This window comes from Cupriavidus sp. MEYA8 (assembly GCF_059278825.1).
The window spans coordinates 3,488,504-3,506,610 of the sequence record NZ_CM181221.1; the positions used below are offsets into that span (position 1 = coordinate 3,488,504).

17 protein-coding genes, 1 tRNA gene and 2 riboswitches are annotated in these 18,107 nt (G+C 67.5%); of the genes, 8 read left to right on the forward strand and 10 right to left on the reverse strand.

Going from position 1 to position 18,107, the window contains the following annotated elements; genetic code table 11:
* Positions 1-136: 136 nt before the first annotated feature.
* The 3 genes from AC5WJ1_RS16380 to AC5WJ1_RS16390 all read right to left on the reverse strand — a co-directional run bounded on the left by AC5WJ1_RS16380 (position 137) and on the right by AC5WJ1_RS16390 (position 2,221).
* Complete coding sequence (locus AC5WJ1_RS16380) at positions 137-550, reverse strand: hypothetical protein (RefSeq protein ID WP_029046599.1); 414 nt, start codon at positions 548-550, stop codon at positions 137-139.
* A gap of 267 nt (positions 551-817) precedes the next feature.
* Complete coding sequence (gene rnk, locus AC5WJ1_RS16385) at positions 818-1,270, reverse strand: nucleoside diphosphate kinase regulator (protein ID WP_135706119.1); 453 nt, start codon at positions 1,268-1,270, stop codon at positions 818-820.
* Between the two features lie 477 nt (positions 1,271-1,747).
* On the reverse strand, positions 1,748-2,221 hold the full coding sequence (locus tag AC5WJ1_RS16390; RefSeq protein WP_133097801.1) for a Cd(II)/Pb(II)-responsive transcriptional regulator: 474 nt from the start codon (positions 2,219-2,221) through the stop codon (positions 1,748-1,750).
* Between the two features lie 191 nt (positions 2,222-2,412).
* On the opposite strand from AC5WJ1_RS16390, the gene AC5WJ1_RS16395 reads away from it, so the two are divergent.
* Both AC5WJ1_RS16395 and htpX read left to right on the forward strand, forming a co-directional pair.
* Complete coding sequence (locus tag AC5WJ1_RS16395; RefSeq protein WP_195427172.1) at positions 2,413-2,787, forward strand: hypothetical protein; 375 nt, start codon at positions 2,413-2,415, stop codon at positions 2,785-2,787.
* Positions 2,788-2,929: 142 nt separating this feature from the next.
* Positions 2,930-3,808 carry a protease HtpX gene (htpX, locus tag AC5WJ1_RS16400; RefSeq protein ID WP_135706121.1) on the forward strand — a complete coding sequence of 293 codons (879 nt, stop codon included), beginning with the start codon at positions 2,930-2,932 and terminating at the stop codon, positions 3,806-3,808.
* 25 nt (positions 3,809-3,833) lie between these two features.
* Here htpX and arfB read toward each other — a convergent pair whose 3' ends face one another.
* The 4 genes from arfB to AC5WJ1_RS16420 form a co-directional block, all read right to left on the reverse strand.
* Entirely contained in the window at positions 3,834-4,238 is a 405-nt protein-coding gene (arfB, locus tag AC5WJ1_RS16405) for an alternative ribosome rescue aminoacyl-tRNA hydrolase ArfB (RefSeq protein ID WP_135706122.1), read from the reverse strand.
* 38 nt (positions 4,239-4,276) lie between these two features.
* On the reverse strand, positions 4,277-5,104 hold the full coding sequence (locus AC5WJ1_RS16410; RefSeq protein WP_494476216.1) for a MipA/OmpV family protein: 828 nt from the start codon (positions 5,102-5,104) through the stop codon (positions 4,277-4,279).
* 428 nt (positions 5,105-5,532) lie between these two features.
* On the reverse strand, positions 5,533-5,655 hold the full coding sequence (locus AC5WJ1_RS16415; RefSeq protein WP_276609601.1) for a hypothetical protein: 123 nt from the start codon (positions 5,653-5,655) through the stop codon (positions 5,533-5,535).
* A 167-nt stretch (positions 5,656-5,822) separates the two neighbouring features.
* Positions 5,823-5,898, reverse strand: a tRNA-Arg gene (locus AC5WJ1_RS16420).
* A gap of 455 nt (positions 5,899-6,353) precedes the next feature.
* On the opposite strand from AC5WJ1_RS16420, the gene AC5WJ1_RS16425 reads away from it, so the two are divergent.
* On the forward strand, positions 6,354-7,241 hold the full coding sequence (locus AC5WJ1_RS16425) for a c-type cytochrome (RefSeq protein WP_133097827.1): 888 nt from the start codon (positions 6,354-6,356) through the stop codon (positions 7,239-7,241).
* Between the two features lie 67 nt (positions 7,242-7,308).
* Here the strand turns inward: AC5WJ1_RS16425 and hemN are convergent, their stop codons facing one another.
* Positions 7,309-8,790 carry an oxygen-independent coproporphyrinogen III oxidase gene (hemN, locus tag AC5WJ1_RS16430; RefSeq protein WP_371704910.1) on the reverse strand — a complete coding sequence of 494 codons (1,482 nt, stop codon included), beginning with the start codon at positions 8,788-8,790 and terminating at the stop codon, positions 7,309-7,311.
* Positions 8,791-8,991: 201 nt separating this feature from the next.
* Here hemN and AC5WJ1_RS16435 point away from each other — a divergent pair, with 201 nt between their 5' ends.
* Positions 8,992-10,110: an ABC transporter substrate-binding protein gene (locus tag AC5WJ1_RS16435; protein WP_494476549.1), complete on the forward strand. Its 1,119-nt coding sequence runs from the start codon at positions 8,992-8,994 to the stop codon at positions 10,108-10,110.
* Here the strand turns inward: AC5WJ1_RS16435 and AC5WJ1_RS16440 are convergent.
* Both AC5WJ1_RS16440 and AC5WJ1_RS16445 read right to left on the reverse strand, forming a co-directional pair.
* Positions 10,096-10,266, reverse strand: a complete 171-nt coding sequence (locus tag AC5WJ1_RS16440) for a hypothetical protein (RefSeq protein WP_494476217.1) — start codon at positions 10,264-10,266, stop codon at positions 10,096-10,098. The two genes, AC5WJ1_RS16435 and AC5WJ1_RS16440, sit on opposite strands and share 15 nt — an antisense overlap.
* Positions 10,267-10,478: 212 nt before the next feature.
* On the reverse strand, positions 10,479-12,575 hold the full coding sequence (locus AC5WJ1_RS16445; protein WP_494476218.1) for a UvrD-helicase domain-containing protein: 2,097 nt from the start codon (positions 12,573-12,575) through the stop codon (positions 10,479-10,481).
* Positions 12,576-12,840: 265 nt separating this feature from the next.
* Between AC5WJ1_RS16445 and AC5WJ1_RS16450 the strand changes: the two genes are divergently transcribed.
* The 4 genes from AC5WJ1_RS16450 to gcvP all read left to right on the forward strand — a co-directional run bounded on the left by AC5WJ1_RS16450 (position 12,841) and on the right by gcvP (position 18,105).
* Positions 12,841-13,071: a YMGG-like glycine zipper-containing protein gene (locus tag AC5WJ1_RS16450; protein ID WP_133097830.1), complete on the forward strand. Its 231-nt coding sequence runs from the start codon at positions 12,841-12,843 to the stop codon at positions 13,069-13,071.
* Positions 13,072-13,140: 69 nt separating this feature from the next.
* Positions 13,141-13,227: riboswitch (glycine riboswitch) on the forward strand.
* Between the two features lie 21 nt (positions 13,228-13,248).
* A riboswitch (glycine riboswitch) is annotated at positions 13,249-13,373 on the forward strand.
* A gap of 94 nt (positions 13,374-13,467) precedes the next feature.
* On the forward strand, positions 13,468-14,595 hold the full coding sequence (gcvT, locus tag AC5WJ1_RS16455) for a glycine cleavage system aminomethyltransferase GcvT (RefSeq protein ID WP_195427200.1): 1,128 nt from the start codon (positions 13,468-13,470) through the stop codon (positions 14,593-14,595).
* Between the two features lie 99 nt (positions 14,596-14,694).
* A complete protein-coding gene (gene gcvH / locus AC5WJ1_RS16460) occupies positions 14,695-15,075 on the forward strand; it encodes a glycine cleavage system protein GcvH (RefSeq protein WP_133097832.1) in 381 nt (126 codons plus the stop codon).
* Positions 15,076-15,174: 99 nt separating this feature from the next.
* Positions 15,175-18,105 (forward strand): aminomethyl-transferring glycine dehydrogenase, encoded by a 2,931-nt coding sequence (gene gcvP / locus AC5WJ1_RS16465; protein WP_135706129.1) that lies wholly within the window; start codon positions 15,175-15,177, stop codon positions 18,103-18,105.
* Positions 18,106-18,107 lie beyond the last annotated feature (2 nt).

Consider the following 18,107-nt stretch of genomic DNA (forward strand, 5'->3'; position numbering starts at 1 on the left):
GAGAAAAACGCCTGCCAGGCGAAGAGAGAAGGAGGAGGAGGTCGGCCGGGCAGGCGGGAGAGAAAACGTGCGGCCACCGTGGTGGCCGCTTAAGGTCAGGCGAGGACCGGAAAGGTCAGGCGTTCGGCTGTGCCGCTCAGACGCGATAGCCGTACAGCGAGCCGTCACCCGTGCGCGAGTTGTCGAGCGCGCGGTCAGCGATATCGCCGCTGAAGGTGTGCGTACCTTCGCTGAAGGTATCGAACTTGCCTTGCTTAGAGATCTCGCCGCTGAAGGTATGCGTGCCTTCGGTGAAGGTGTCGAACTTGCCACCCTGGCGCGAGCCTTCCGAATACACATCGAAGCGGCCGGTGCGGGCGCCATCGGTATATGTATCGAACTTGCCTTGCTTGGCGCCGTCGGTGTACACGTCGTACTTGCCGGCGCGCAGCGCATCGGCATACACATCAAACTTGCCGACCTTGCTGGTGGCGGGGGCAGCCAACGCCGCAGCGGACGCGGCCACTGCCGCGAACACAAGCGCGCCGCCAAGGATACGTCTGGCGATCATTTCGGGACTCCTTCAACTGATTTCGTCGGTCTTATTTTTTGGCCGGGTGAAACTCCGACCGCCCGGCAATCTATGTTGCGATGCGAGCACGGACTGAAGATTAGTCACAGTGCGCGCAAGCAGAAATGCCGCTGCGACGAATGGTGCGTTGCGAGTCGTGAAACGACTCGCTTGCCGATGAATGGTGTCCACGGAGCGCCGGTTGCACGCAGGCGGCTGGGCTTGCGTGTGGCCAGGCCGGCACGCGCCGGCGGGCGCGCGCTGCGCTCAGAGCGTGTACTGGCCGCTGGCTTCCGGCTGGAAAGCGATCTCGCCGATCGTCACCTGCTGCTCACGGCCGTCCGGCAGGCGGTAGCCGACGGTCTGGCCGGCACGTGCGCCCAGCAACGCCTGGCCCACCGGCGACAGCACCGACAGCCGGCCGGCGTCGAAATCGGCCGCATCCGGGTAGACCAGCGTCCAGTTGCGCGGCGACGGATCGCCAGGCAGCGTGCACACCAGGCGCGAGTTCATGGTGACCACATCGGTCGGGATTTCGTCAGGCGCAACGATCGTGGCGCGCGCCAGCAGGCTGTCGAGCATGTCTTCGAGCTGGGTCGAGCCGGCGCGGCTGGCGATGCGCTCAAGGCGCGTGACGTCGAGCTCGGTCAGGTACAGCGACGGGGTCGCCACCTGAGTGGATCGTGTAGTTTTGGCGGATTGCTTCTTGGTGGCCTTCATGGCGGATCCTCCGGCAGTCATGGATTAGCGCGGCCCGGCCGCATGAACGTGGCGGGCGGCAGCGCGGTCAGGTCTTGGCTTTGCGCAGCAGCGCGAATATCGACGGTGCCGGCGACGTGTCAGTCGTCGGCAACCATGGAGAGGCTGGCTCGGGCCCGGTTCGGCCCGGGCCCCGTGTGGGGGAGAGTCAGGCTGGGAACCGGGCGGATGCAGGCGGTGCGCTGATCCGGCGCGGGGACATGGCGAACGCGGACGCGCGCGGGCGGCCGGTCCGCTGCAGGCGGACAGGCGCGTCGGTCATCGGCGTCAGGCGATCGTTCACGGTCATGTGGAAAAGATTGGAGTGCGGCGGCCATCTGGCCGTAAGGCCGGCAACGTAAGTCATTGCTTACTATGCAAGGCGCCGCCCGGGCTCGTGCACCGCTGTGGTGCGATCACGGTGACAGTCATCGTAGCACAGCGATGCGGCCGCGTACCTCACCCATTGGCGGCATGCCCGCTATCGTCGGCGCTATCGTGCGCGCCAGGATGGCATTCACAGGCGGCCCCGGCGGCAGCCTGCTGCAGGTTCTGCAGGATGCCGCATTCGCTGGCGGGCTGGTGGTGGTGATGGTGGCAGGTTTCGCGCAGTGCGCGCAACTGCCCTTCCAGCGCTTCGAGCGCCACCCGCTGCGCATGGATCTGCGCGATCTGGCGGTCCAGCAGCGTGTTGATGTCGTCACAATCCTGCGACGGGTTGCGCTCGAACTCGCGCAGCCTGCGCACGTCCGACAGGCTCATGCCGAGCGAGCGGCAATGGCGCACGAAGTTCAGCTGCACCAGGTGGCCGTCGTCATAGCGCCGGTAGCCGTTGGCCTCGCGCCGCGGGGCGTCGAGCAGCCCCTCGCGTTCGTAATAGCGGATGGTCTCGACATCGCAGCCGCTGGTACGGGAAAGCTCGCCGATACGCATGGTGGAAGTCCTGTCTTGGAAGATCGAATCCTGTAATCGCTCCAGGGTTTTGGCTAGTGTAGGGCAGTCTGCGCAACCTTGCAGCGGCGTGCGGCAGCCGGCGCCGACGTCATGGCGCATCCTGTAGAATCCCTCAACACCACCGATAAGTCGTCCCCCAATTGCGTTCGCTCCGGCTTCTCCTGCTGGTCATGATGCTGGCCTTCCTGCCCCTGCCGGGCTGGGCGGGCGCGCTCGCGCACGCCGCGGGTACGATCGGCGACGGGCTGGCGGCGTCCGCCACCGCACCGGCTGCAAGTGCAGCCGACAAAATGTCCGACCAAAGGTCCGATGACATGGCCGGCGATGTCGCGCAAGCTGAACCGTCCGTCCCGGCCGATTCCGTCCCTTCTCCCGAATCCCCCGAGCCGCAACCGCAGCCCGGCGCCGACCTTGCCGAGCAACTGCTGCCGGCATCTCCGCTGCGCCTGGCAGCGTGGGCGGGCCGCGCCGGCCGGCCGCGCTACGCCGGCGCCGCGCTGCCCGAACCCGACCTGCCGCTGCTGCCCCGCCCGCCGCGCGCCTGAGCGTGCGCGGCCGCGGTTGTCCGCGTCCGCCGTTTCCTGCGCGCCGTGCCGCGGGTGCGGTGCGCGCTTGCGGCTCGTCCGCATCCCCGCCGTAGTTGCTCCACATCCACTTCGATTGCACTCGACTGCATTCCATACACACATGAAACGCGTACTGCTTTTCCTGGCGACCAACATCGCCGTCATGATCGTCCTCAGCATCACCGCCAGCGTGCTCGGCGTGAACCGCTTCCTGACCGCCAACGGCCTGAACCTGGGCATGCTGCTGGCCTTTGCGGCGCTGATGGGTTTTGGCGGCTCGTTTATCTCGCTGCTGATGTCCAAGACCATCGCCAAGTGGTCCACCGGCGCGCAGGTCATCACCCACCCGAGCACCAGCACCGAGCTGTGGCTGGTGCAGACGGTGGAAAAGCTGGCGCAGCGCGCCGGCCTGCCCATGCCCGAGGTGGCAATCTACGACGGCGAACCCAACGCCTTCGCCACCGGCGCAACCAAGAACAGCTCGCTGGTGGCGGTGTCCACCGGTCTGCTGCAATCGATGTCGCACGAGGAAGTGGAGGCGGTGCTGGCGCACGAGGTCGCGCACGTGGCCAACGGCGACATGGTCACGCTGACGCTGATCCAGGGCGTGGTCAACACCTTCGTCATCTTCCTGGCGCGCGTGGTCGGCTACTTCGTCGATTCGATGCTGCGCAAGAACGACGAAGAATCGAGCGGCCCCGGCATCGGCTACATGGTGACCGTGATCGTCTGCGAGATCGTGTTCGGCATCCTGGCCAGCATCATCGTGGCGTGGTTCTCGCGCCAGCGCGAATTCCGCGCCGATGCCGGCGCATCGGGCCTGATGGGTTCGCCCACGCCGATGGTCTCGGCGTTGCGCCGCCTGGGCGGCCTGGAGCCGGACGGACTGCCGCAGAACATGCAGGCCATGGGCATTGCCGGCGGCAAGTCGTGGATGGCGCTGTTCTCCAGCCATCCGCCGATCGAGGAACGCATTGCCGCGCTACAGTCGGCCCGCTGACCTGAGGCTGGCCTCGCAAGCGGGGCTAGTCGAGCACCCTGCCGCGCAGCGCCTTGACCTGGCTGCGCTGGCTCTTGCCTTCCAGCCTGCGCCGGCGCGATGCCAGCGTCGGACGCGTGGCGCGCCGCACGCGCGGCGGCGTAGCCACGCTGCGCACCAGTTCATGCAGGCGCCGCACCGCTTCGTCGCGGTTCTGCTCGAGGCTGCGGAATTGCTGCGCCTTGATCACCACCACGCCGTCGCGCGTGATGCGGTGATCGTGCAGGGCCAGAAGGCGTTCCTTATGGTCGGGCGGCAGCGAAGAGTCCCGCACGTCGTAACGCAGGTGCACGGCGTTGGATACCTTGTTGATATTCTGGCCGCCCGCGCCTTGCGCGCGGATCGCGGTGATCAGGTATTCGTGGTGGGGAATGACTAGCTCGTCGACCATGCTGCATCATAGCAAGCCGGCCCCGCGCCGGACCGCACCTAGCGCCACGAATAAGCCAGGCCGATGCCATAGGTAATCTGGTTGCGCGTGCCGCGCTGCGTGACGATCGGGCTGTCGGCCGCGTCGCCGGCCAGCCGCTGCGCGTAGACCATCGCGCCGCCATACCAGTGCTTGTCGAACTGGTAGATCATCGCCAGCCAGCCCGTAAACTGCTCCAGCCCGCCGCCCGGGCTGTAGACGGGCAGGCCGCTGGCTGCCGAATCCGCCGGCGTTACGCCGAAGTAGGTACGGTTGAAGCTGCCGCTGACCCAGGTCGCGCCCAGGCCCATGCCCGCGTAGATGCGCTGGTGCAGCGGCATCCAGAAGGTGCCGGTGGCGGTGACGCGGCTGCCGCCGTAAACGATGCCGGCATTGGTCATCACGTTGATGCCGCCGCGCAGCCGCCACGGGACGCGGCCAGGGTTCAGGTATTCATAGCCGATGTACCCGCCCGCCTCCACCGTGGTGTCGATCTCGTGCACCTGCGCCACCACCGGATCGTCGACATTGTTGCGGCCCAGCCGCAGCCCTACCGCCGGCCCCCACTGGAATCCCGTCAGGCCGCCGAAATTGAACTGTGCATACGGCCCATACCATTCCAGCAGGCGGCCGCCCGGGGTCACGTAGCGCACGCCGGGCACCACGCCGATCATGCGGTCCTTGCCGCCGGCGAACTCGGTGGTAGAGCCGACGCCGAGGCCGACCATGTTCGGCAGCGATCCTGGCAGGCTGACCGGCGCGGCCTCGCCGGGGTGCGCGGCCACGGCCAGCGCAATGCCGGCCAACGCGCCGCGCAGCCAGCGCGGGAGGCTTGTCGAGATAACCATGACAGGGCATTCGGGACAGGGTGTGGTCGGGTGAATCTATCAGCATGGCCGTGGCGCAAGGTGGCGGGACCGTCATGAAACTTTTTGCGCCGCGAATTAAGTGCGCGCCGATATCCATGCCAGCAGTGGCGATATCCATACCTGGCAGCCTCGATCATTCCTTATCTGGCAATGACACATCGAGTTCTTTGCCTCTTATTCCGGATAGCACATGATGAGTTCAGCTTTCGCTGACCTCCGCCCCCTGCTGCTGCGCACCGCCTCGCACCTGAGCGCGGTGCTGGCGGCCAGCGCGCTATCGTTGGGGCTGCTGCTGTGGGTCACGCTGCAGGGCTTCCGCAAGCTGTTTTCGCACTACCTCGCCCGCGGCGAAGCGCTGCGCGAACTGGCCGAGACCGACGCGCTGACCGGGCTGGGCAACCGCCGCGTTATTCGAGGCGCGTTTTGCCATCCGCGGCAGCAGCACGGCGAATTCCTCGCCGCCGATGCGCGCCCGGCACGTCGATGGCCCGCACGGTCGCGCGCATCACGTCGGCCAGCTTCTTCGGCACGCGGTCGCCGCTGGCGTGGCCCAGTTGTCGTTGACGCGCTTGAAGCGGTCAATATCGACCATCAGCATCGACATCGGCGTCTTATCGCGCAGGCTGTGGTTGTGCGTTGTTGTTCTTCGCGGCGGTGGTGGCGGCGGCGGAGGAAAAGCGGGAAATCCGGATGGGATTGGCGCGCCCGGCTGGGATCGAACCAGCAACCCCTGCCTTCGGAGGGCAGTACTCTATCCATTGAGCTACGGGCGCACAGAGACGGTTTTTTAAACCGGTATTGCGGGTACAGCAATGCAGCGCGCGAATGCCGCCGCAGGAAAGTCGCATAGGATACCGCGTTTGCCCCGCGCCGTCCATGCGGGCCTCTCCGGAGGGTCCGCCTTACGTCTCGCAACCGCCGCTTTTGGCACTGGCGAAGGGTGGAATGGGGCTATAATCGCCAGCTATTTGCGTCAAATCGTGCCCCTCACGCAGTCGACCAGGATCAAGGCTTTGCGGCTTGGTTTCGGCGACAATCCGGGGCCCGGCCCGGGAGACACTCCGAAGTGCGCAAATAGCGACAGACCCGAGCCAGGCAATGGCCGCAAGGCAGCATGGGGCGGACTTCTGTCGGGTCCCTGCGGGCCAGGTAGTGGTCAGACTAGGGCCAGATAAAGCAAGCCGAGGGTGAGCGGCCAGAAGGTTTCCTGCAAAACTGAGAGTTCTGTATGAGCGACGTCCACAACGAACACCACGAACACGAGTCTCCCATCAAGACCCCCAAGCAGCTGATCGCTGTGGTGGTCGCGGCTTTCCTGGTACCGATCCTCGTGATCGTCCTCCTGGTCAACTTTGTGGGACACGGCTCCACTGAAAGTGCCGGCACTGCCACCACCGCGGAAGCCGTCAACGACCGCATCAAGCCGGTCGCGTCGCTCGAAATCAAGGACCCCAATGCACCGCGCGTGTTCAAGACCGGCGAACAGGTCTACAAGGAAATCTGCGCGGCCTGCCACGCCACTGGCGCGGCGGGAGCGCCCAAGTATGGTACTGCCGGCGACTGGAGCGCGCGTATCGGCCAGGGCTTTGACGGCCTGATGAAGTCGGTGCTGGGCGGCAAGGGCGCAATGCCGCCGCGCGCCGGCAGCACGCCTGACGACTACACCGATTACGAACTGGCCCGCGCCGTGGTCTACATGGCCGACGCCGGTGGCGCGAAGTTCCCCGAGCCGCCGGCACCGGCTGCCGCTGCCCCGACGACCGCTGCGGCGCCGGAAGCCGCTGCGGCTGCTGCTGCGCCCGCACCGGCCGCACCCGCTGCTGCGGCTCCGGCAGCCGCTGCCGCGGCGCCAGCTGCGGCGCCAGCCGCTGCGTCGGCCGACGTCGGCAAGAAGGTCTATGACCAGGTCTGCGCCGCCTGCCACGCCGCCGGCGTGGCCGGTGCGCCCAAGTTTGGCGACAAGGCCGCCTGGGCGCCGCGCCTGAAGGAAGGCATGGACGCGGTCCACAACTACGCACTGAAGGGCAAGGGTGTGATGCCGCCCAAGGGTGGCTACGCCGGCCCGGACGCCGACGTGATCGCCGCGTCGGACTACATGGCGAACGCAGCCAAGTAAGGCACGACTGCGCCGCAAACAACAACGCCCGCGAAATTCGCGGGCGTTTTTTCATGCCTGGCGGCGGTTACACGACGCGCGAGTAGCGCGCCCGCGGCACGATGCGGATCGGTTGCGCGCCGTCGTTGGCGGACCGGCGAGTGCCTTCGCTTTCGGGCCCGGCGACCGCCACGCGTGCGGCATCGTCGCGCAGGTAGCGGTCGAACGCCATCGCCACGCGCCGCACCAGCAGGCGTCCCAGCGGCGTGACCGTGATGCGGGCTGGCTGGACCTGCACCAGCCCGTCGGCCGCCAGGGTGGCAAGGTCGGCCAGTTCGGGCGCGAAATCGGTGCCGAAGTCAATGCCGTGGCGCCGCTCCAGCGCGGGGATATCCAGCACGCCGTTGCACATCAGCGCGCCGATCAGTTCGCGGCGCAGATGATCGTCGGCGGTCATCTCCACCCCGCGCGCCAGCGGCAGGCGCTCCTGGTCCAGCGCGCCGTAGTACTCGTCCAGCGTGCGGGCGTTCTGCACGTAGCGGCCCGCCACCGCGCCGATCGCCGAGATGCCGAGGCCGAGCTGGTCGTAGCCGGCGTGCGTGGAGTAGCCCTGGAAGTTGCGCTGCAGCCGGCCTTCGCGCTGCGCCACGGCGAGGTCGTCATCGGGCAGCGCGAAGTGGTCCATGCCGATATAGACGTAGCCCTCGGCGGTCAGGCGTTCGATGGTGGAGACCAGGATGTCGAGCTTCTCGCCGGCAGGCGGCAGCGCGCTTTCGTCGATGCGCCGCTGTGGCTTGAACACATGCGGCAGGTGCGCATAGCTGTAGACCGAAAGGCGGTCGGGCCGCAGCGCCAGCACCTGGTCGATGGTGCGGCCAAAGCGTGCGGCAGTCTGGTGCGGCAGGCCGTAGATCAGGTCGAGGCTGACCGAGCGGAAGCCCAGCCGGCGCGCGGCGTCGACCACGGCACGGGTCTCTTCGTACGACTGGATCCGGTGGATGGCCTGCTGCACCTCGGGATCGAAATCCTGCACGCCCAGGCTGACGCGGTTGAACCCAAGTTCGGCCAGTAGCGCCATGCGCGCGTCATCGACGCGGCGCGGGTCGATCTCGATCGAATGCTCGCCATCGGGCGGCAGTTCGAAATGCTCGTGCAGCAGCGCCATCACGCGGCGCATTTCTTCGGGATCCAGGAAGGTCGGCGTGCCGCCGCCCCAGTGCGACTGGAGCACGCGCCGGCGCGTGCCGAGCCGCGCGGCCAGCAGCGCCATCTCGCGGCCCAGGTAGGTGACGTAGCGGGCGCTGCGGCCGTGGTCGCGCGTGATGATCTTGTTGCAGCCGCAGTAGTAGCAGATGTTCTCGCAGAACGGGATATGCAGGTAGAGCGACAACGGCGCGGGCGCATCGGCACGGCAGGCGGCCAGGGCGTCGTGGTACAGCGACAGGTCCGGGCCGTTCCTGAAGCGGTCGGCAGTCGGGTAGGAGGTGTAGCGCGGGCCGTTGCCGTCGATGCGGCCGGCGAGAGCGCGAAAGTCCGACAGCGCGCGGCGGTCGGGCGCAAGGGTAGTCATGGCAAGCGGGTTCATGGGGGGCGCGGGGGGAACGGTGTTTGACAGCCCATGCTAGGACTGCGCGCCGCGCGTTGCGTTGATCGTCGTCAAGCGCGGCGTTGGCACGGCACGGGTGCGCAGGCGCCCCGCGTCACACGGCGGTAATACGTGGCGGATACGCTGCGCGCCGGCGCGACTTGCGCCCCCTTTTCCTATTGCGCGATGCCGATCCCGGACACCCTGCCCCCTTCCCTGCCGTACCTACCGCTGCGCCGACGCCTGCTGGCGGCCGGCGCAGCGGTCCTGGCGCTGCCCAATGCCCCGCTGCTGGCCCAGTCTCCCGCGCGCCGCACCGTGGTGGTGGGCCACCTGATCGACCGCGGTAGTGCGCAGGCGGACCTGGCGCGCGACTACCTGGCCGGCGCCAAGGTGCTGTTCGACGCGGTCAATGCCGCCAACGGCCCGGTACGGATCGCCCACGTGGTGCGCAACGCCGATCCCGATCCGCGCCGCGCGGTGGCCCAGGCGGTGGCGCTGGCCGACAGCGAGCACGCCGAGCTGCTGTTCGGCGCCGGCGACCGTCTCCTGCCGGCGCTGGCGTCATCGGCCGAGCTGGTCCGGCGCGGCGTGCAGATTGTGGCGCCGCTGTCGGGCCTGGCATTGGCAGCGGACAACGTCTGGTTCACCCGCGCCGACTACCAGGCCGAACTCGACGCGGCAGTGCGGCAGTTGCGCAGCTATGGCCTGAGCGCGATCGCGCTGGCGGTGGCGCCGGACTTCGCCACGCCATCGCTGGCCCGGCTGGAGGCGCAGACCGGCACGCGCGCGGTGCCGCTCGATCCCAAAGCCGACCCGGGTGCCGACGCTGCGGCACGCCGCATTGCAGCCGCCCGCCCCGGCGCCGTGATCGTCGCGGGCGATACGCTGGCCTATGCCGGACTGGGCCGCGCACTGGCGGCGCAGGGCTGGTATGGCTTCCTGGTCGGCCTGTCGTCGGTCAGTGCCACGGCCGCGCGCGAGATCCTGGGTACCGGCTACGCCGGCGGCATGGTGCTGACCCAGGTCGCGCCCGGCCCGCAGCAGGCCACGCTGCGCGTGGTCAGGGAACACGTAGCGCGCATGAAGCAATACCTGGATGAGCCGCCGTCCTCGGCGACGCTGGCCGGCTATATCGGCGCCGCATGGCTGGCACGGGCGCTGGCCGGCGTGCGCGCCGGCGGTGCCGCCGAGCTGCGCCGCGCACTGCAAGGCCGTGTCGACGTGGGGGACTTTACCCTCGACTTCAGCCACGGCCAGCGCGGCTCGCAGTACGTCACGCTGGCGGTGTCAGGCGCGCGGTAGCGACAGGCGCGCGCGCCGCGCATTCTCGACCAGGTTGACCACCGCGCGCCGCAGCTCCGACGGCCACGCCAGCAGCGGCTGCGCCTGGCCGCTGAGCGCGACCTCGTGGCCGCTGTCGGCGGCGTCGTCGACCACCGCCTGCAGCAGGGCGAGCACGTCCAAAATTGCCCCCGCACGCTGGCGCGGCGGGGGCCAATTACAGGGAAAAGCCAGACTTGATGTCTGGCGCGGCAAGACCCGGGCAGCCCCTGCCGCCGCAAGCCGCACACCGTGAAAAGCGCAGAGCGGCACAACCGTCATGCTAAGGACAGCGGCGCGCGCGGTCTTGTCGGCCTGGTAGGGTTTTGTATCGGGCTTCGTACCTAAGATCAGCCGGCCGCCGTCTTGCCTGGGCCGCCGAGCAGCGCCTTGAGCGCGCCGAGCCGGTCCTTGGGGCTCATCGCCGGAGTTTCGTCCTTGGGTGCCGGCGCTTCTTCCAGCTTCATCTCGCCGATAAAGCGCGACGGCTGGCAAGAGTACGTCTCGCGCGCGCGCTTGCGCTTCTTGCACCAGCTGATCTGCAGGCTGCGCTGCGCGCGCGTGATGCCGACGTACATCAGCCGGCGCTCTTCCTCGATCTTCTCGTCGGTCATGTCGTCGTCTTCGCGGCAGTGGGGCAGGATGCCCTCTTCCACGCCGACCAGGAACACGTGCGGATATTCCAGCCCCTTGGACGCGTGCAGCGTGGACAGCCGCACGGCGTCGGGATCTTCCTCGCGCCCTTCGAGCATGCTCATCAGCGCCACGGTCTGCGTCAGCTCAAGCAGGTTCTTGCCTTCGCTGCCGAAGCCGTCGGCGTTGTCATAGCCGGTGGCTTCCTCGCCCTCGGCCGCTTCCGGCTTGGTGCCCTTGCGCTTGAGCCATTCGAGGAACTCCAGCGTGTTGGTCCAGCGCGACTGCGCCTGGCGCTCGTCGAAGCTGTCGTACAGGTATGCCTCGTAGTGGATGCCGGCCATCAGGTCGTCGAGCACTTCGGTGGCCGGATCTTTGGCCGCGCGGTCGGCCAGCCGCACCATCGATTCGCAGAACACGCGCAGCGGCTCCAGCTGGCGCGGCTGCAGCTTGCCCTCGATGCCGCCCATCATCGCCGCCTCGAACAACGACACCTTGGCCTGCCCGGCAAACGTGCCCAGCACTTCGAGCGTGGTATTGCCGACGCCGCGGCGCGGCGTGGTGATCGCGCGGATAAAGGCGGGATCGTCGTCGGGATTGGCGATCAGGCGCAGGTAGGCGCAGATGTCCTTGATCTCGGCCTTGTCGAAGAAGCTCTGGCCACCCGACAGCACATAGGGAATGCGCTCGCGCCGCAGGATCTGCTCGAACAGCCGCGCCTGGTGGTTGCCGCGGTACAGGATGGCGTAGTCGCGGAACTGCGCGCGGCGCTCGAACTTGTGCGCCGACAGGCGGAACACCACCGACTCCGCCTCGTGCTCCTCGTCGTTCATCGGGTGGATGGCGATGGGATCGCCCATGCCGTGCTCGCTCCACAGCTTCTTGTCGAAGAGCTTGGGATTGTTGGCGATGACCGCGTTGGCCGCTTCCAGGATGCGCACGGTGGAGCGGTAGTTCTGCTCCAGCTTGATCACCTTGAGGTCGGGGAAGTCGGTCTGCAGCCCGCGCAGGTTGTCCAGCGTGGCGCCGCGCCAGCCGTAGATGGCCTGGTCGTCGTCGCCCACCGCGGTAAAGGCCGGCGCGCGCAGGTGCGAGCCCCCCGCCAGCAGCTTGAGCAGCTGGTACTGGCAGGCGTTGGTATCCTGGTACTCGTCGACCAGGAAGTAGCGCAGCCGGTTCTGCCACTTCAGCTGCACCGCTTCGTTGCGCGCGAACAGTTCCGCGGGCAAGCGGATCAGGTCGTCGAAATCCACCGCCTGGTACGCGTTCAGCGTGGCGACGTAGTTGCGGTAGACCAGCGCGGCCTGGTGCTCGTCGGCATTGGCCGCCTGCGCGATCGCGACCTCGGGGTCGACCATGCCGTTCTTCCACAGCGAGATCGTGCTCTGCACGCCGCGGATCAGCTTCTTGTCGGTGGTGCCGAGCTGCTCCTGGATCAGGCCGAAGCAGTCGTCCGAATCCATGATCGAGAACTGCGGCTTCAGGCCGACGTGTTCCGCCTCCATGCGCAGAATCTGCACGCCCAGCGAGTGGAAGGTACAGACTGTGAGCTGCTTGAGCGGGATGCGCTTGCCCTCGCGCGTGGTCTTGCCTTCCATCAGCTTGCCGATGCGTTCCTGCATCTCCTTGGCAGCCTTGTTGGTGAAGGTGACGGCGGCGATATGGCGCGGCTCGAAGCCCTTGTCTTCGATCAGGTGCGCGATCTTCTGCGTGATCACGCGGGTCTTGCCCGAGCCCGCCCCGGCAAGGACGAGGCAGGGTCCGTCCAGATAGCGGACGGCTTCAGATTGGGCGGCGTTGAGGCCGTGGCTCATGCGCGGGAATGCTTGCGTGGGGTGGTCGGGACGGCGTCGCGCCCTGTACACCACATGGGGCGGCGCCGGACGCAAAGCTAATCATGTTAACACGCTGGGCCGGCCCTGATCAGTCAGCGGGAACCGCTTTTTCCGGGGGCGGGGACGTTACCGAAGTAACACTTGGTAAGTCCCAAAACCGGGCGTCCGGGCCCTCCTCTAACCAGTATGGCGGGATGGCAGACCTGCGTCCCGAACGTACTCAAAGTTACTTTCGGAGCCCATCATGAAAATGCTACGAGCCTTTTCCAAAGCGACGATGGCCGGCATAGCCGTTGCGGCCCTGGCCACCGGCTGTGCCGACATGACACCGAAGCAGCGCAACACGGTCATTGGTGCCGGCGTGGGCGCGGCCGGCGGTGCTGCGTTGACGCACGGTAGTGCCGCAGGCACGCTGGGCGGTGCCGCCCTGGGCGGCGTGGTCGGTAACGTAATGACCGACGACCATCGCCGTTGATAGGGCGAATGGCTGCTGGCGGGGGGCGCCCGCCGCGTTGACAAAGGCAGGGCCCTCCCGTACATTGCGCGCATCCGACCGGGAGAGCGCGCATATCTGCGCCGCCGAAGGGGTATCACCCGAAAACTCTCAGGCACCACGGACCGCTCGGATCGGCATGCAACATGCACACGATGCATGCCGCACTCTGGAGAGCGGCACCCGCCATTCATGGCGAGCGTGCCCACCGAAGGGGCGCGCGAGGACGGGATTCAACGAATCCGCCTCGTAATCTCTCAGGTATCGAGGACAGAGGGGTCATCCGCCGCAGCGGATTGCTTGGCCATTGGCATAGCGATCGTTGCGGCGGATGGCCCTTTTTTGTTTTCGCGACCCGACATTGCCCCCGAGGATTCCATGACGCTCCAGGCCACGCCCCTCAACGCCATCCACCGCGCCCTCGGCGCCCGCATGGTCGACTTCGGCGGCTGGGACATGCCGGTCAACTACGGCTCCCAGATCGAAGAACACAACGCCGTGCGCACCGACGCCGGCATGTTCGACGTCTCGCACATGTGCGTGGTCGACCTCAGCGGCCCCAATACCCGCGCCTTCCTGCGCGGCCTGCTGGCCAACAACGTCGACAAGCTGCAGACGCCGGGCAAGGCGCTGTACTCGTGCATGCTCGACGAAAAAGGCGGCGTGATCGACGACCTGATCGTCTATTTCTTTGCCGAGGACCGTTTCCGCCTGGTGGTCAACGCCAGCACCGCGGTCGGCGATATCGACTGGATCCGTGCGCGCAACGACGCCACCGGCAGCGGCGTGACCATCACCCCGCGCCGTGAAGATGTTGCGCCCGCGGGCGCGCAGCCGCTGGCGATCGTCGCGGTGCAGGGCCCTAACGCCCGCGCCAAGGTGTGGAGTACCTTCCCGTCGACCCAGCCTTCCGATGCGCTCAAGCCGTTCAACGCTGTCGTGGTGCAGGACCCCGCACTTGGCGAAGTCATGGTCGCGCGCACCGGCTACACCGGCGAAGACGGCTTCGAGCTGGTGGTGCCGGCGGCCAGCGTCGCCGGCCTGTGGGAAAAACTGAATGCCGCGGGCGTGCGCCCGGCCGGCCTGGGCGCGCGCGACACGCTGCGCCTGGAAGCCGGCATGAACCTGTATGGCCAGGACATGGATATCAGCACCTCGCCGCTGGACGCGGGCCTGGCCTGGACCGTCGACCTGCAGAGCGAGCGCGACTTCACCGGCAAGGCGGCACTGGCCGCGGCCGGCTCGCGCCAGCAATTCCTCGGCCTGATCCTGCGCGACAAAGGTGGCGTGCTGCGCGCCCACCAGAAGGTCATCACCGCCGCCGGTGACGGCGAAATCACCAGCGGCACCTTCAGCCCCTCGCTGTCGCAATCGATCGCGTTCGCGCGCCTGCCGCAGGGCGTGAACGTCGGCGACACCGTGCAGGTGGAGATCCGCGACCGCAAACTCAACGCGACTGTGGTTAAACTGCCGTTTGTGCGTAATGGCAAGGCACTCGTGAGCTAAGGGAAACATCCGCTCACCCAACGGTCGCCCTCGCCTGCCGGCAGCGTTGCCGGGCAGGCATCACCCAACAAGAAACAGATCTGAATCCGGAGAACCTTCATGAATTTCCCCGCCGACCTCAAATACACCGAGTCGCATGAGTGGGTGCGCGTCGAAGCCGACGGCACGCTCACCATTGGCATCACCGACCACGCACAGGATGCGCTGGGCGACATCGTCTTCCTGGAACTGCCCGAAGTGGGCAAGTCGGTCGGTGCCGGCGACGCGCTGGCAGTGGTGGAATCGGTGAAGGCCGCTTCCGATATCTACGCCCCGGTGGCCGGCGAAGTGATCGCCGTCAACGAAGCCGCCACGGCCGAGCCGGAAAGCGTCAATGCCAATGCCTTCGACGCCTGGCTGTTCAAGCTCAAGCCGGCCAACAGCGACGACGTCAACGGCCTGATGTCGGCCGACGCGTACAAGGCCAGCGTCGGCGCCTGATCGCCCCGCCGGTCCCGCACCCGGGATCGGCACACAGCATTTGCAGCGCCGCGGCACGGCTGACCACCTGCCGCAGCGCTCCCCACGAGGTTCTTGCCAATGAACGCCCCGCTTCCCATGACCGCCGCCCAAGGTAACCGGCCCACGCTGGCCGAACTGGAGGCGCGCGACGCCTTCGCCGCCCGCCACATCGGCCCCGATACCCCCGAACAGCAGCACATGCTGAAGGTGCTCGGCTACGACAGCCGCGCCGCGCTGATCGATGCCGTGATCCCCGCCGCCATCCGCCGCCGCGACGGCATGCCGATGGGCGAGTTCACCGAGCCGCTGAGCGAGGAAGCCGCACTGGCCAAGCTGCGCGGCCTGGCGCGCAAGAACCGCGTGCTGAAGAGCTTTATCGGCCAGGGCTACTACAACACCGTCACGCCCGCGGTCGTGCTGCGCAATATCTTCGAGAACCCGGCCTGGTACACCGCCTACACGCCCTACCAGCCGGAAATCTCGCAAGGCCGCCTGGAAGCGATGCTGAACTTCCAGCAGATGGTCACCGACCTGACCGGGCTGGATATCGCCAACGCGTCGATGCTCGATGAAGGCACCGCTGCCGCCGAAGCGATGACGCTGCTGCAGCGCGTGAACAAGCACGACTCCAGTATCTTCTTCGTCGCCGACGACGTGCTGCCGCAGACGCTGGAAGTGGTGCGAACGCGCGCGCTGCCGCTGGATATTGAAGTGAAGGTCGGCCCCGCCGCCGACGCCGCTGCTGCGGGCGCCTTCGGCGTGCTGCTGCAGTACCCGGGCGTGAACGGCGACATCAATGACTACCGCGCCATCGCCGACGCGGTGCACGCCGCCGGGGGCCTGGTGGTGGCTGCCGCCGACCTGCTGGCGCTGACGCTGATCGCCGCGCCGGGCGAATGGGGTGCCGACGTGGCCGTGGGCAACTCGCAGCGCTTCGGCGTGCCGCTGGGCTTTGGCGGCCCGCACGCCGGCTACATGGCGGTGAAGGATGCGTTCAAGCGCTCGATGCCGGGCCGTCTGGTCGGCGTGACCGTCGACGCGCAGGGCAACAAGGCGTATCGCCTGGCGCTGCAGACGCGCGAACAGCATATCCGCCGCGAAAAGGCGACCTCCAACATCTGTACCGCGCAGGTGCTGCTGGCGGTGATGGCGTCGATGTACGCCGTATACCACGGCCCGCAGGGCCTGAAGCGCATCGCGCAGCGCGTGCATCGCCTGGCCGCGACGCTGGCCGCCGGCCTGGAGCAGCTTGGCTTCGTCCGCACCAACGCCACCTTCTTCGACACGCTGACGCTGGAGACCGGCTTCAACACCGAAGCCATCCATGCCGCCGCCACCGCGCGCGGCATCAACCTGCGCCATGCCGGCGCCACGCGCGTCGGCATCTCGCTGGACGAGACCGCCACCCGCGACGACGTGGTTGCGCTGTGGGAAATCTTCACGCAAGGCAAGCCGCTGCCGGCGGGCCTCGATTTCGACAAGCTCGAAGCCGCCATCAATGACGCCTTCCCGGCCGAACTGGCGCGCGCCAGCGAGTACCTGACCCATCCGGTGTTCAATACGCACCACGCCGAGCACGAGATGCTGCGCTACCTGCGCATGCTGGCCGACAAGGACCTGGCGCTGGACCGCACCATGATCCCGCTGGGCTCGTGCACGATGAAGCTGAACGCCACCAGCGAGATGATCCCGGTGACCTGGCCCGAGTTCAGCCAGATCCACCCGTTCGCGCCGCTGGACCAGACCGTGGGCTACCGCGAGATGATCGACCAGCTCGAGGCCATGCTGTGCGCCGCCACCGGCTACGCCGCGGTCAGCCTGCAGCCCAACGCCGGCTCGCAAGGCGAGTACGCGGGCCTGCTGATCATCCATGCGTATCACGCCAGCCGCGGCGAAAGCCATCGCGACATCTGCCTGATCCCGTCGTCGGCGCACGGCACCAACCCGGCGTCGGCGCAGATGGCCGGCATGAAGGTGGTGGTGGTGGCCTGCGACGAGAATGGCAACGTCGACCTGGAAGACCTGGCGAAGAAGGCCGAGCAGCACAGCAAGAACCTGGCTGCGATCATGATCACCTACCCGTCCACGCACGGCGTGTTTGAGCAGGGCGTGCAGCAGATCTGCGAGATCGTGCACAAGCACGGCGGCCAGGTCTATGTCGACGGCGCCAACATGAACGCGATGGTTGGCACCGCCGCGCCGGGCCAGTTTGGCGGCGACGTGTCGCACCTGAACCTGCACAAGACCTTCTGCATCCCGCATGGCGGCGGCGGCCCGGGCGTTGGCCCCGTTGCGGTCGGCGCGCACCTGGCGGATTTCCTGCCCAACCAGGACAGCGTCGGCTACCGCCGCGACGACCGCGGCATCGGTGGCGTGTCGGCGGCACCGTTCGGCTCGGCCAGCATCCTGCCGATCTCGTGGATGTATATCGCGATGATGGGCTCGGCCGGCCTGACCGCCGCCACCGAGAACGCCATCCTGGCGGCCAACTACGTGGCCAAGCGCCTGGCGCCGTACTACCCGGTGCTGTACACCGGCCAGCACGACCTGGTCGCGCACGAGTGCATCCTGGACGTGCGCCCGCTGCAGAAGGAGACCGGCATCAGCAACGAAGACGTGGCCAAGCGCCTGATGGACTACGGCTTCCACGCGCCGACCATGAGCTTCCCGGTGCCGGGCACGCTGATGATCGAGCCGACCGAGTCCGAAGCACTGCATGAGCTGGACCGCTTCATCGACGCGATGATCGCGATCCGCCAGGAAATCGGCCGCGTCGCCGACGGTACTTTCGATCGCGAGGACAACCCGCTCAAGCACGCGCCGCACACCGCCGCGGTGGTGACCGCGAACGAGTGGACCCACAAGTACACGCGCGAGGAAGCCGCCTATCCGGTGGCGTCGCTGCGCACGCAGAAGTACTGGCCGCCGGTCGGCCGTGCCGACAACGTGTATGGCGACCGCAACCTGTTCTGCAGCTGCGTGCCGGTCAGCGACTACGTGGTCGACTGACG

Excerpts from the sequence above, each read along its gene's own strand:
- htpX (WP_135706121.1), top strand. The coding sequence starts at position 2,930 with ATGAAACGCGTACTGCTTTTCCTGGCGACCAACATCGCCGTCATGATC.
- AC5WJ1_RS16380 (WP_029046599.1), bottom strand. The coding sequence starts at position 550 with ATGATCGCCAGACGTATCCTTGGCGGCGCGCTTGTGTTCGCGGCAGTG.
- AC5WJ1_RS16390 (WP_133097801.1), bottom strand. The coding sequence starts at position 2,221 with ATGCGTATCGGCGAGCTTTCCCGTACCAGCGGCTGCGATGTCGAGACC.
- AC5WJ1_RS16445 (WP_494476218.1), bottom strand. The coding sequence starts at position 12,575 with ATGAGCCACGGCCTCAACGCCGCCCAATCTGAAGCCGTCCGCTATCTG.
- gcvH (WP_133097832.1), top strand. The coding sequence starts at position 14,695 with ATGAATTTCCCCGCCGACCTCAAATACACCGAGTCGCATGAGTGGGTG.
- gcvP (WP_135706129.1), top strand. The coding sequence starts at position 15,175 with ATGAACGCCCCGCTTCCCATGACCGCCGCCCAAGGTAACCGGCCCACG.
- AC5WJ1_RS16410 (WP_494476216.1), bottom strand. The coding sequence starts at position 5,104 with ATGGTTATCTCGACAAGCCTCCCGCGCTGGCTGCGCGGCGCGTTGGCC.
- AC5WJ1_RS16435 (WP_494476549.1), top strand. The coding sequence starts at position 8,992 with ATGCCGATCCCGGACACCCTGCCCCCTTCCCTGCCGTACCTACCGCTG.
- AC5WJ1_RS16450 (WP_133097830.1), top strand. The coding sequence starts at position 12,841 with ATGAAAATGCTACGAGCCTTTTCCAAAGCGACGATGGCCGGCATAGCC.
- AC5WJ1_RS16425 (WP_133097827.1), top strand. The coding sequence starts at position 6,354 with ATGAGCGACGTCCACAACGAACACCACGAACACGAGTCTCCCATCAAG.
- AC5WJ1_RS16395 (WP_195427172.1), top strand. The coding sequence starts at position 2,413 with ATGATGCTGGCCTTCCTGCCCCTGCCGGGCTGGGCGGGCGCGCTCGCG.
- rnk (WP_135706119.1), bottom strand. The coding sequence starts at position 1,270 with ATGAAGGCCACCAAGAAGCAATCCGCCAAAACTACACGATCCACTCAG.
- arfB (WP_135706122.1), bottom strand. The coding sequence starts at position 4,238 with ATGGTCGACGAGCTAGTCATTCCCCACCACGAATACCTGATCACCGCG.
- gcvT (WP_195427200.1), top strand. The coding sequence starts at position 13,468 with ATGACGCTCCAGGCCACGCCCCTCAACGCCATCCACCGCGCCCTCGGC.
- hemN (WP_371704910.1), bottom strand. The coding sequence starts at position 8,790 with ATGACTACCCTTGCGCCCGACCGCCGCGCGCTGTCGGACTTTCGCGCT.